This is a genomic window from Bacillus sp. TCT6 (genome assembly GCF_056033845.1).
The window spans coordinates 2,412,095-2,424,494 of sequence record NZ_JBVYHX010000001.1 but is presented as its reverse complement, the minus strand read 5'-3'; the positions used below and the strand labels follow the sequence as shown (position 1 = coordinate 2,424,494).

Below are 12,400 nucleotides of genomic sequence, written 5' to 3'. Positions count from 1 at the left end.
ATGAAAACATCAGAGTGGATTGATATTTCACAACCGCTAAATAATAATATTGCAACGTGGCCAGGAGACACACCGTTCTCGTATGAAGTTTCATGGTCAAAAGAAGAAAGTGGCTCGGTAAATGTCGGAAAGTTAACGATGAGTATTCATACAGGCACTCATATTGATGCACCATTTCATTTTGATAATGATGGAAAGAAAGTATTGGATTTAGATGTTCAAGTTTATGTTGGCCCAGCACGGATTATTGACGTTTCTAATCTTGAAAGCATCGGGAAAAAGGAATTAGAAAGCTTTCATTTAGAAGGTGTAGAACGATTATTATTACGTACATCTTCACATGGAAAAACTGAAGAATTTCCAGATGTGATCCCTCATTTACGTGCAGACATAGCACCTTTTCTATCAGAGAAAGGTATTCGTTTAATCGGAGTAGATGTACCATCAGTTGATCCGTTAGATGATAAAGAATTAGCAACGCATCATCAATTATTTAAACATGGAATTCATATTTTAGAAAATGTCGTACTAGATCATGTAGCAGACGGTGATTATGAACTTATTGCATTACCACTTGCATTAACTGATGCAGATGGAAGTCCAGTTCGAGCCGTTATTAGACCAATATAAGTAGAATTATATAAAAGGGGCGTTTGGCTAATATGAAAGAAAATGAAAAAGTAATTATGGAAAAAGGGATTCATACGGATTTTAAAGAGAATATGACGTATGGGGAGTATTTACAATTAGATAGTTTACTATCTTCTCAAAAAAGATTATCGGACCATCATGATGAAATGTTATTTATCGTTATCCACCAAGCAAGTGAGCTTTGGATGAAGCTCATTTTACATGAGCTAAATGCGGCGATTGAATCTATTAAACAAGATAAATTACAACCAGCTTTTAAAATGTTAGCACGTGTATCAAAAATTCAGTCTCAAATTATTCAATCTTGGGATATTCTTGCGACATTAACACCATCAGAATATATTGAGTTTCGTGATTCACTCGGTCAAGCTTCAGGTTTTCAATCGTATCAATATCGTATGATTGAGTATGCACTTGGCTATAAAACGCCGCACGCATTAAAAATTTATGAAAAGGATCCAGAATTACATGCACGACTTCATAAAGCGCTACATGCACCAAGTCTATATGATGTCGCGATTCAAGCATTAGTAAAAGAAGGATTCCCTATTCATAAAGATGTGTTAAACCGTGATATTACGCAGCCTTATGAAGAAGATGCAACAGTAGAAGCGGCGTGGTTAGAAGTGTATGTGGATGTGAAAAAATATTGGAATTTATATCAGCTTGCTGAAAAATTGATTGATATTGAAGACTGGCTACAACAATGGCGTTTCCGTCATATGAAAACAGTAGAAAGAATTATTGGACATAAAATGGGAACAGGTGGATCCTCCGGTGTTTCTTATTTAAAACGAGTACTTGATCAAAGATTCTTCCCAGAGCTTTGGAATGTTCGTACGAAATTATAAAAATAAACCTGTCAGTTCATTATGGCTGACAGGTTTATTTTTATTTGAGCACAATTATGTTTAAAATGAAGTAACAAGATATAATAAATGGAGTAACTATTTAAATGGAGGTAAAGTTTTTGGATTTCAAGCAACTAGAAAATAAATTCGAAAAGAAAAAAGTGAATACATTTCTTGTTTATCAAAAAGGGGAATTAACAACTGAGTATTATAAAACACCTGAATGTGCAAATAACTTATATAAAATAAATTCGATTACAAAAAGTATCGTATCTTTATTAATTGGTATTGCAATTGATAAGGGCTATATAAATGATATACATACACCGATTACAGAGTGGATTGAAAATGTACCTGGGGAAAAACATGATTTGACGCTTTATCACTTATTAACAATGACTACTGGTGAGGATTGGAAAGAGTTTGGGAATGGAGTAGTATTCCCAAATGACTTTGTAGAATCAGAGAACTGGGTACAGTACATATTAGAAAAGCCAATAATTGAAAAACCTGCTACAAAAATGAATTATAATTCAGGTTCTTCTCATTTACTGAGCTATATTATTCAAGAAGCTACTGGAATGTCGACAGAGCGGTTTGCAAAGAAATATTTATTTGATCCATTAGAAATTAACGAATACGAATGGCAACAAGATCCGCAGGGTATATATGTTGGCGGCTTCGGTATGAAAATGAAATCTACAGATTTATTAAAATTAGGAAAATTATGTTTACAAAATGGATATTGGAATGGGAAAGAAATTGTATCAGCACAATGGTTAGAAGAGTCAAGCAGGGCGCAATTTGAAACATATGAACATGTCGGTGCATATGGATATCACTGGTGGGTATTACATAACGAAAGATTTCACATACCGTATTGTATATATTTCGCTATGGGATATGGCGGACAATACATCGTTATCATTCCTCAGTTAGAAGTAGTAGCTATTATAAGTAGTCATATGCCAAAGCGTGGGCTCGTTCCATTAAAATTATTTATTGAGCATGTACAGGGAAATTCTAATTATTTATAAGAAAAGGAGGGAATGTATGAGGGGTGAAAAAACTTTATCTTTATTTAGATTATGTTTAAGTCTTCTAGCATGTAGCGCCATTATTACGCAATTCATAATCAGGGCACAAGTGAAACCGTTCAATCCAGTTAACTTTTTTAGTTTCTTTACGATTGAAAGTAACATTTTAGTTGCATGTATTCTCCTTTTAAGCAGTATCGGAACAGCTACATTTGGTCGATCAGAGCAGTTTGGTATACTTCGTGGTGCGGCAACGGTATATATACTTACGACAGGACTAATTTATTTTTTACTATTAAGAGGATTAGAAGAATCACTTCAAACTGCAATACCATGGGTAAATACGGTGCTGCATTATATCATGCCAATTACCATGCTTTTAGATTGGGTTTTAAATCCACCAAATAAGAAAATCACCTGGAAAAAAGCTGCAAGTTGGCTCTTATTCCCGTTTTTTTACGTTGTATATAGCTTATTACGTGGTCCAATCGTAAATTGGTATCCATATCCTTTTTTAGATCCGAGAATAGGAGGATATGGTAGAGTCCTTTTATATAGTATAGGGATAGCCGTTGTAATTGGCGCTATTTGTATATTGGTAAGATTTTTAGGGAATCGAAATTTTAGGAAAGAATTTTAGAAATGCAAGAACCCCCACTGTTTCTGTTTTTAACAGTGGGGGTTCACTTTATCTACTCGTCTTCTGAAACGACAACTTTATAAATTTCTCCGTCTTCGTTTCAAATTCTACATCAACAAAAACACCATATTCTTTTCCATCTTCACGTAACCACAATTTAAATTTTTCAACAGTTATTTGAACTGTTTTGGGTTTTCTACCTATATGTAGATAATCAATAATTTCTGCTTTTGGGTATTGTTCTTTCGTCTTTTCTACGGCAAGTTTACCCCATTTGGCATACGGCGGCTGCGCATGAACAATTGATGAGCCTGTATATATATTTGAACATGTTGTTAGGAACAGAATGACGAGTGCGACACGTTTTAACGATTTCTTCATGATGAACTCCTTTTATCCTTTTTTTATATTGTTTACATATTTTTTCAACGATATTAGTTTGGATTTTTTTGTCTTCTTTACATAAAAGCGAGGCTTTTACAAAACATAACCAAGAAATCATTTCTGTAATTAAGGAGGGAAAAGTATGCGCCAAAAAGCTATTTTTAAAATAGCAGTTTTACTTGCGTTCATAGGACTGTCTTTAATGGTCAGTAGTATACAACTAAAGAATGTAGAAGCTTTTTCTAATCAAGTCATTCAAAGAGGAGCATCTGGCGAAGATGTCATTGAACTGCAATCTCGTTTGAAATATAACGGATTTTATACGGGAAAAGTGGATGGTGTTTTCGGATGGGGTACATATTGGGCACTTCGGAATTTTCAAGAGAAATTCGGATTACCCGTTGATGGTTTAGCTGGAGCTAAAACGAAGCAAATGCTCGTGAAGGCAACGAAGTATGACAAGTCCACTGCCAATAAAGGAAATAGTGGTAGTACTGCACAAAAAAATAAACCATCTCAAAATAAAGGGACAAATGTTCCGAATGGTTATTCGCAAAATGACATTCAACTCATGGCAAACGCAGTATACGGGGAATCACGTGGTGAACCGTATTTAGGACAAGTTGCAGTAGCTGCTGTTATTTTAAATCGTGTTACAAGTGCATCATTTCCAAATACCGTTTCAGGAGTAATATTTGAGCCAAGAGCCTTTACGGCAGTTGCGGATGGGCAAATATATTTAACGCCAAATGAAACAGCGAAAAAAGCTGTATTAGATGCGATTAATGGATGGGATCCAACAGGAAATGCTTTATATTATTTCAATCCAGATACTGCGACTAGTAAATGGATTTGGACTCGTCCACAAATTAAAAAAATCGGTAAACATATTTTCTGTAAATAGAGCGGAGGTGGGACAATGTTACGAGGTATTATCATTGTATTATTAACAGTCGGTGTAGTAGGAACAGGATACTGGGGCTATAAAGAGCACCAAGAGAAAAATGCGGTTTTAATTAGAGCGGAAAATAGCTATCAACGTGCATTCCATGATTTAGCATACGAAGTCGATTTATTACACGATAAAATTGGCACAACACTTGCGATGAATTCACGATCATCTTTATCACCTGCATTAGCGGATGTATGGCGTTTAACATCTGAAGCTCGCTCAGATGTAGGGCAACTTCCTTTAACATTAATGCCATTTAATAAAACGGAAGAATTTTTAGCGAATATCGGTGATTTTAGTTACCGTGCAGCCATTCGTGATTTAGAAAAAGAGCCTTTAAATGAGCAAGAATATAAAACGTTGCAAACTTTATATTCAAATGCAGGAAATATACAAGATGAACTAAGAAAAGTACAACATCTTGTTTTGAAAAATAATTTACGCTGGATGGATGTAGAAATGGCACTTGCATCAAATCGCGATCCAGCAGATAACACAATTATTGATGGATTGAAAACTGTAGAGAAAAACGTAACATCATATTCTTCTACAAACTTCGGACCGACCTTTACAAGTGCGCAAAAAAATAAAAAAGGCGGATTTGAAGCGCAAGGAAAGGCAATTTCTAAAGATGAAGCGGCGAAAATTGCAAAATCGTTTTTGAATTTAAAAGGAAATGAAAAAGTAGATGTTGAGAAAAGCGGAAAAGGTGCGAAAGAATCCTTCTATAGTGTGAAAATTAAAGATGAAGCAACGAACAATGAGTTCTATATGGATATTACGGGAAAAGGAGGATATCCAATTTGGGTTATGAATAACCGCGAAATTAAAGAACAGAAAGTTAGTTTAAACGATGCAGGTAGTAAAGGTTTGAAATTTTTAAAGGACCATAAGTTTAATAATATGGAGCTTTATGATAGCTCTCAATATGATAATGTTGGTGTGTTTACGTATGTAGTAAATGAAAATGGAGTACGAATTTATCCAGAAGCAATCCAAATGAAAATTGCTTTAGATGACGGTTCTATCGTAGGGTTCTCCGCAAAAGAATATTTAGCGTCGCATCAAAAACGAACAGTTCCATCGGCAAAGTTAACTGTAGCAGAAGCAAGAAAGAAAATCAATCCGGATGTGAAAGTAATGGAAGAACGTAAAGCTGTAGTAGTCAATGATTTGCATAATGAAGTACTTTGCTATGAATTTGTAGGTACTTTAGGAAAAGATACGTACCAAATATTCATTAATGCTAATAGTGGGGCCGAAGAAAAGGTAAAGAAAATGCAAGCTGTTGAAAAAATTTATGATTAAACCTTAATAGTGAAGTGGTGAAAATAATGAAAACTCTAATATATATATTGATGCTTTGCTTCGTTATAACTGGATGCAGTATTGGAAAAAAAGACAATCCAAACGAAAAGCCGGAACAAAAAAATGTCTCAATGAAAAATGTTAATTATACGAATAAATCAAATAAGCCAAATGAAAAAGCAGCAGATCATTTAGCATCTTTAGCTGCAAGTGTGCCAGGTGTGAATGATGCGACAGCCGTAGTAGTCGGCAAATATGCAATTGTAGGTATAGACGTAAAAGCAAAACTTGATCGAACTCGAGTTGAATCAATTAAATACTCTGTTGCAGAAAGTTTAAAAAATGATCCTGACGGTGCTAATGCAGTCGTTGTAGCAGATGTTGATACGTATGAACGCCTCAAACAAATTGGAAAGCAAATTAAAAAAGGAAAAACAGGTGAAGGTATACTAGATGAATTAGCGGCTATTGTGGGCCGAGTAATGCCACAAGTTCCAAATGATATGATTGAAAATAGAGAAACGAATCCAATTAAAGATAATGATAAACAATTACCAAAAGATGAAAAACAAGAGCTAAGAAAAGAACAGGATGATCAATCAAATAATCATTTGAATAAATGAAATTAGCCTCGTACTTAATTGTACGAGGTTTTTGAATATAATATTAAATATTCAGTTTATTTTTAAGGGAATATATGGTTTAATTATGATGGGAGGGACAACTGTTATGATGAAAAAAAGCGCATGTATATTGTTTAGTTTTTGCTTAGGTTTCAGTATGACAGCGTGTGAACAAAGAAAAGAAGTGAAAAATCAAACAGCAACTTCTTCTACTGTGATGGAAAGGCAACAGAAAGCGTCTATCAATATAAACCATTTCTCGAACATAAATGAAGGAATGACTTATACAGAAGTAAAAGATTTAATTGGTTGTGAAGGGGATTTACTTATAGAAGAAGGGGTAGAGCATTCTACACAAATTAAACAAATTTTTGCTTGGAAAGGAAACGATCCAAATTCATTTGTTGAAATTACCTTTTTAGATGGAAGAGTGCATTCAAAAGTACAGCAAGGTATAAGTTAATAAGCAAAAAATGGGAGAGTTTAGCATGAACATACACACAGGGGAAATTCAATTAGTTCCGTATAAGGAGAAATATAAAGAAGTTATACAAACATTTACTTTACCAAGTGAACAAGTTCAGTTTACATCAGATCCAAGCGCATTACTGGAGAAAGCAAAAAGTGATCGTACAAAAAATGTGATTGTTATTTTAGATTACAATGGGGTACCGGTTGGTCTTTTCGCATTGCAAACGGGAGATAGAGTAAAGGAGTTCACGGATAATGAGGATGCTTTACTTTTAACATCATTTTCTATTAATCACAATAGACAAAGAAAGGGATACGCTAAAAAGTCATTGTTATTATTAGAAGAGTTTGTAAAACGTTATTTTCCAATAAAAAATGAAGTTGTACTTGCTGTGAATGAAAGAAATATTCCTGCACAAAATTTATATGCAAAAGTCGGCTTCCAAGATAAAGGTTTTAGAAGAATGGGACCAATTGGCCAACAAATAATAATGCATTTACCTATAATGAAATAATGAGATAGAAAACTTACTCTTGAATATTCGTGTAGTAGGTTTTTTTATTTTAACAATATATAATATATGTATATAAAATGAAACAGAAATGAAGGATATAAAAAATGAATCAAGATAGACAATGGAATATTGTTGGGGGAAGAGTGATTAAAACTGGGATTGCAGTTTTTCTTACAGTGTTAGTTTGTAAATTTTTTAACATCCCAACTATTTTTGCTGTAATAACAGCAATTGTTACAATTGAACCAACTGCAACAGACTCAATAAAAAAAGGGTTTATTCGCTTTCCGGCCTCAACAATTGGATCGGCATATGCCATGACTTTCACATTTTTCCTAGGCCATCAAGCAATTTCTTATGCATTAGCTGCGATGTTTACGATTGTTACATGTCAAAAACTAAGGTTACATGCGGGAACATTAGTCGCGACTTTAACTGCTGTAGCTATGATTCCAATTACGGCAGATCATTATTTTACTGCATTTTTAATTCGTTTAGCTACTACATCTACTGGTATTATAGTATCTACTTTAGTGAATTTTTTCATTTTCCCACCACACTACACGAAAACGATTTTTGGATGTACAGAGGATCTATTTGCTAAAACAGCAAATATTATGGAAGAATGGATTACTGCATTACTTGCAGGAAAAGGTATGAAAAAGGAGACAGCTCAGGATCTATCTAAATTGACTTTATTATTGCATAAGGCGATACAATTTGTTCAATATGAGCAGAAAGATTGGAAGTATCATCACCATACAAAGAAGGAAATGAAAAGCTTTTTACTTGTACAAAAGCAATTGCATTTATTACAGCAAATCATTTACCATATAGATAATTTAGCTCGAGTGTCAATTGAGACCTGTGACTGGTCACAAAGTGAAAGGGAAATATTACAACAAACAACTTATTCTATAATTGCTATATTGAGAAACCGTTGTAATGAAATTGATGAGGAACATTTTAAACTTATTGCTGAATTAGACAAGCAATTTTGGAGTTATAAAAATGATTTAAAAGATTATAAACCAGATCATTATCATCACCATTTTTCAAGTGAATCTATTATTTTATTTGAGGTATTATCTATTCATGATATGTTAGAAGAATTAAAACAAATATCCGAGAAATATGAGTGGGAAAATCAATTCAGTTGATAAATTCATTTTATTGTGGGGGAATAATATGACAATTTATGTTGCACTACTAAGAGGAATCAATGTCGGTGGACATAAAGTAATCAAAATGGCTGATTTAAAACGATTGTTTGAATCAATAGAATTAAAACATGTGAAAACATATATACAAAGTGGTAATATCGTGTTCGAATCTGAGGAAGGTATAAACTTTCTAAAGGACCGAATACAATCTGAAATGAAAAATGAATTTGATTTCGATGTTCCAGTCATGCTAAGAACACATGATGAATTTATAAATATTATTAAACAATGTCCGTATGAAGTTCATTCATTGTTAGAAGGGGAAAGTGTTCATGTTGCTTTTTTAGCTAATGTACTTTCTGAAGAAGAGAGTAGTCAATTGCTTACATTTAAAAGTGAACTTGAAGATTGCTATATAGATGAGAAGGTTGCTTATTTGTTTTTCAAAAATAGCATTCGAAATTCTAAATTAATGAACCAGTTTCAGAAGTTACATACACCAGCTACAGTTAGGAATTGGCGGACTGTGAATAAATTAAAAGCAATTGTAGAGAGTATGTAAATATAAAAAGATGAGGTTTTCTACATGTAGAAAACCTCATCTTTTTACTTATATTGTTTTGCAACTATGAGTTCGACAATAGGATAAATAAAGAATGAAGAGCAAATTGCGATGAACAGAGGGAGGTTTTTAACGCCATCTAAATTAGCCCCCATAGAAAATCCTTCGGAGAAGATTAATAAAAGGAACATTATAACTACAAGCACAAAATACGCAATTTTAAAGCTTTTATATGTAATTTGTTGGCCCATTTCATCTTGACTTTCTTCTGATACACCGTGGGGATCTCCCCAAGTAATGTGATTAATTAAATTACTAAGTATTAACGAAATAGCAAAAATCGTACCACCCAAAATAGAACCTTCAGTGATGTATTTATATGTGCCATGTACTATTATTGCAATTAATGCTAAAACAATGATGATAAAAATAGTTTTTTTAGTATTCAATAAATAATTGCCCCCTCGATTGTAAAAAACTCTTTACAAATATAAGTATAAAATTGGAAAAGTATCATGTCAAATACTTTTTACATAAAATATATAAGTATGCAATATTTTGGTTTTATGATAAATAAAAAATTACAATACATTTGAATGTAAAAGAATGGGCTCGCATATATTTGGAAGGGATGTCAGATTAATTTAGGGGGTAGTTATGTCTATACTTTTAAAAGCTGGTGCAGATGCAGGAAACAACGGTTTGAAGTTAATGGTGAAAGGGCAAGACCCTATTTTTATTCCGAGTATTTATTCTTTATATATAGGTGAGCCGACAGGACTCTTAGATGAGGTAGATGTTTCATTATCTGAATTAGAAAACCACATTGATGTGACTATAAGTTCGCCATCGTTAATGCTTAATAATGTACGATACATCGTTGGAGAAAAAGTCATTCAAGATCAATTAAAAGGTACTGAGGTAGAGAAGAAATCAAATAAGTCAACGGATGAGTTAATGGTTATTACAATACTATCAGGTTTGGCGGTAAGCGCTATGCGTCAAAGTCCAACTTCTAGCCATATTAATATTCGTTATGATTTATCTGTCGCTCTTCCTATGCAGCTTATTACACAAGAAATAGCTGCTGAAAATGCAAAACGTTATATGGGAAATCATAAGGTAATTTTCCATTATCCGAACGGACGCGATGTGACAATTAATGTTTCAATTGAGTATTGTAAATGCCTGCCTGAGGGCGCATCTGGGACGTGGGGCATTGTATACGATGAAGAAGGAAATGTTGTGAAACATAAAATAGAATGTGAGCCGAATCAAGTTTCTGAAATTGATTTTGTAGATAAGACTCTACTCTCTTTTGATATTGGTGCAGGGACGACAGAAGAAGTTGTTTCATTAGGGGTAAATTTCCGTCCGCAACTAAGTAAAGGTTTATCTTATGGTGTAAAAGAGACGTTATTACAAATTATCACGAGATGGAACCGAAAGTATCCAACTAAGACGATTGATAGTATTACAGAATTCAATCAAATTTATTTAAATGATAAGCATCCGAGAAATACCTTATTAGTTGAGGAATCACAGCCGGCACTATTAGGTTTAGCAGCTCGTGTTGCAACAGATATTATAAATAAAATTGATGATATGAAAGACGATCCATACGTGTTTATTTATGGCGGTGGTGCAGTAATTATTAAAAACAGTTTAAAAATGATTTTAAAGCAAAAAGGACGACTCAAAAATGTAATCTTTGTAGATAATCCGTTATTTACCAATGCACGAGGATTATTAGTCTATACTTGTTCGCCAAAATATAGAGAGCATAAGCAAAAAGAGTTAGGATTTACAAACTTAACGATAAGTTAGTTGGTGGAAGTATGCGATCTAGGCGATATAAACGTGGTGATCGAGTAAAAATCAATATTCATAAATCGGTATCACCTGAAATGCTTGCGTGGCTGAATAAACAATCAAATCCAACTAATTTCTTCTTTTTTGCTGCGCAGCAACTATTTAAACAAGTAGGAGATATTGACGTTTCTAAAGCTTTACCAAGCAGCCATGTTTTCTCATTATATGTGGAGCCTTCATCCTTATTAAAAGTTGAAGTAAACCCTTTTAAAAACATGACACTAGAAACAAATACATCCACCGAAAATGCAAAAAAAAAATTATGGGAATCTGTTGATCAATTAGATTGTCCATTTTTTTAAACATAGAAAAATATAAGAAGTCCCATCACTATACATACGAATACAGTGATGGGTTTTTGTTTGTAAATAGAAGGGGCACAATACAATTTGTGCCCCTTTTGTTAATTATTTGTTTGTCTAAATTTCAGATGTATGTTTAGAAACAGCAGTAATTATGCTTTCCCAGTCATCTGGATGGTTTTCATGGCCTGCCCCTTTAAGAGTTAATAGTACTGAGTTTGGAATTTCATCAATTAGTGCGAGGCCATGTTCGAATGGGAGTGCTGTATCATCTGTTCCGTGAATAACCAATGTAGGTGCTTGTATGGAGTGAAGTACACCTTCATATGCATCATCACCTTGAAGTAAAGCATGATTAAACATACTTAATAAATTATTTGCGCGTTCTATTTCTTGTTTTACTTGTGTATAAACTCTATTTTCATCAAATATTCGTTCTGATCCACATAATAGACGAGATCCTGAAACTAAATACTCTGCCACATCGTTTTTATTTGTCCAATCTATACTTGTGCCATTTACATGATGTGTTAAAATTCTTTCATCCATTGGAGGTAAATCGCGAGTATTGTCATCAGATCCTATTACACTAGTCGCTAGTAAAGTTAGCGTCAAAATTCTTTCGGGATGTTTTATAGCGGCAATTTGAGCAATCATACCACCTAATGACATACCAAATAGGTGAGCTTTATCAATATGATAAGCATCTAGTACTCCAATTGCATCTTCAGCCATATCTGTTACTGTATAATTGGAAGTTCTAGGTTCGTAGGCAACAGAGCGTCCAACATCACGGTTATCAAAGCGAATAACAAATTTCCCCGTACTAGCCAACAGCTCACAAAACTCTTCGTCCCAATAAACCATGGAACATGTAGCGCCCATAATTAATAAAATAGCAGGGTTCTTAGGGTTCCCAAAGCTTTCTGTACATATATCAATTCCGTTTATTTTAAATATCTTTTCACTCATATAGTTAGCCTCATTTCTTTTGAATTTAATTAATAAAACAGTTTTGGATGATTCTAAGATGTGTGTAAGATTTGTTTTGAAATTCATCCAGTATTAA

16 protein-coding genes are annotated in these 12,400 nt (G+C 33.6%); 13 read left to right on the top strand and 3 right to left on the bottom strand.

Annotation, left to right across the window (positions count from 1 at the left end):
* From kynB to AC0ONG_RS12275, 4 genes are all read left to right on the top strand, one after another.
* Nucleotides 1-630, top strand: a complete 630-nt coding sequence (gene kynB, locus AC0ONG_RS12290) for an arylformamidase (RefSeq protein ID WP_000858077.1) — start codon at nt 1-3, stop codon at nt 628-630.
* A gap of 32 nt (nt 631-662) precedes the next feature.
* Nucleotides 663-1,502 (top strand): tryptophan 2,3-dioxygenase, encoded by an 840-nt coding sequence (kynA, locus tag AC0ONG_RS12285; protein WP_000661959.1) that lies wholly within the window; start codon nt 663-665, stop codon nt 1,500-1,502.
* Nucleotides 1,503-1,621: 119 nt separating this feature from the next.
* Nucleotides 1,622-2,539: a serine hydrolase domain-containing protein gene (locus AC0ONG_RS12280; RefSeq protein ID WP_000346246.1), complete on the top strand. Its 918-nt coding sequence runs from the start codon at nt 1,622-1,624 to the stop codon at nt 2,537-2,539.
* 16 nt (nt 2,540-2,555) lie between these two features.
* Nucleotides 2,556-3,179 carry a Pr6Pr family membrane protein gene (locus AC0ONG_RS12275; RefSeq protein WP_001213867.1) on the top strand — a complete coding sequence of 208 codons (624 nt, stop codon included), beginning with the start codon at nt 2,556-2,558 and terminating at the stop codon, nt 3,177-3,179.
* A 48-nt stretch (nt 3,180-3,227) separates the two neighbouring features.
* On the opposite strand, the gene AC0ONG_RS12270 is transcribed toward AC0ONG_RS12275, so the two are convergent.
* Nucleotides 3,228-3,560: a DUF3889 domain-containing protein gene (locus AC0ONG_RS12270; RefSeq protein WP_000749154.1), complete on the bottom strand. Its 333-nt coding sequence runs from the start codon at nt 3,558-3,560 to the stop codon at nt 3,228-3,230.
* Nucleotides 3,561-3,705: 145 nt separating this feature from the next.
* On the opposite strand from AC0ONG_RS12270, the gene sleB reads away from it, so the two are divergent.
* From sleB to AC0ONG_RS12235, 7 genes are all read left to right on the top strand, one after another.
* Nucleotides 3,706-4,467, top strand: a complete 762-nt coding sequence (gene sleB, locus AC0ONG_RS12265) for a spore cortex-lytic enzyme (protein ID WP_001249046.1) — start codon at nt 3,706-3,708, stop codon at nt 4,465-4,467.
* Nucleotides 4,468-4,482: 15 nt separating this feature from the next.
* The gene (gene ypeB, locus AC0ONG_RS12260) at nt 4,483-5,823 is read left to right on the top strand and encodes a germination protein YpeB (protein WP_000943737.1); all 1,341 of its coding nucleotides are present in this window, start codon (nt 4,483-4,485) and stop codon (nt 5,821-5,823) included.
* Nucleotides 5,824-5,849: 26 nt separating this feature from the next.
* Nucleotides 5,850-6,446: a YhcN/YlaJ family sporulation lipoprotein gene (locus AC0ONG_RS12255; RefSeq protein ID WP_000854056.1), complete on the top strand. Its 597-nt coding sequence runs from the start codon at nt 5,850-5,852 to the stop codon at nt 6,444-6,446.
* A 106-nt stretch (nt 6,447-6,552) separates the two neighbouring features.
* Nucleotides 6,553-6,909: a hypothetical protein gene (locus tag AC0ONG_RS12250; protein ID WP_000976437.1), complete on the top strand. Its 357-nt coding sequence runs from the start codon at nt 6,553-6,555 to the stop codon at nt 6,907-6,909.
* 10 nt (nt 6,910-6,919) lie between these two features.
* Nucleotides 6,920-7,432, top strand: coding sequence for a GNAT family N-acetyltransferase (locus AC0ONG_RS12245; protein ID WP_003278429.1), 513 nt, complete (start codon nt 6,920-6,922; stop codon nt 7,430-7,432).
* A 104-nt stretch (nt 7,433-7,536) separates the two neighbouring features.
* Nucleotides 7,537-8,592 carry an aromatic acid exporter family protein gene (locus AC0ONG_RS12240; protein ID WP_001070854.1) on the top strand — a complete coding sequence of 352 codons (1,056 nt, stop codon included), beginning with the start codon at nt 7,537-7,539 and terminating at the stop codon, nt 8,590-8,592.
* Between the two features lie 28 nt (nt 8,593-8,620).
* Nucleotides 8,621-9,157 carry a DUF1697 domain-containing protein gene (locus AC0ONG_RS12235; protein ID WP_000158574.1) on the top strand — a complete coding sequence of 179 codons (537 nt, stop codon included), beginning with the start codon at nt 8,621-8,623 and terminating at the stop codon, nt 9,155-9,157.
* Between the two features lie 44 nt (nt 9,158-9,201).
* Here AC0ONG_RS12235 and AC0ONG_RS12230 read toward each other — a convergent pair whose 3' ends face one another.
* Nucleotides 9,202-9,606, bottom strand: a complete 405-nt coding sequence (locus tag AC0ONG_RS12230; RefSeq protein WP_001093135.1) for a hypothetical protein — start codon at nt 9,604-9,606, stop codon at nt 9,202-9,204.
* 208 nt (nt 9,607-9,814) lie between these two features.
* On the opposite strand from AC0ONG_RS12230, the gene AC0ONG_RS12225 reads away from it, so the two are divergent.
* Together AC0ONG_RS12225 and AC0ONG_RS12220 are read left to right on the top strand one after the other, a co-directional pair.
* Nucleotides 9,815-10,984 (top strand): ParM/StbA family protein, encoded by a 1,170-nt coding sequence (locus AC0ONG_RS12225; RefSeq protein WP_086398318.1) that lies wholly within the window; start codon nt 9,815-9,817, stop codon nt 10,982-10,984.
* An 11-nt stretch (nt 10,985-10,995) separates the two neighbouring features.
* Nucleotides 10,996-11,331 (top strand): hypothetical protein, encoded by a 336-nt coding sequence (locus AC0ONG_RS12220; protein ID WP_001257762.1) that lies wholly within the window; start codon nt 10,996-10,998, stop codon nt 11,329-11,331.
* Nucleotides 11,332-11,448: 117 nt separating this feature from the next.
* Here the strand turns inward: AC0ONG_RS12220 and mleBCA are convergent, their stop codons facing one another.
* Nucleotides 11,449-12,303, bottom strand: coding sequence for a BCA family alpha/beta fold macrolide esterase (gene mleBCA / locus AC0ONG_RS12215; protein ID WP_001290769.1), 855 nt, complete (start codon nt 12,301-12,303; stop codon nt 11,449-11,451).
* Nucleotides 12,304-12,400 lie beyond the last annotated feature (97 nt).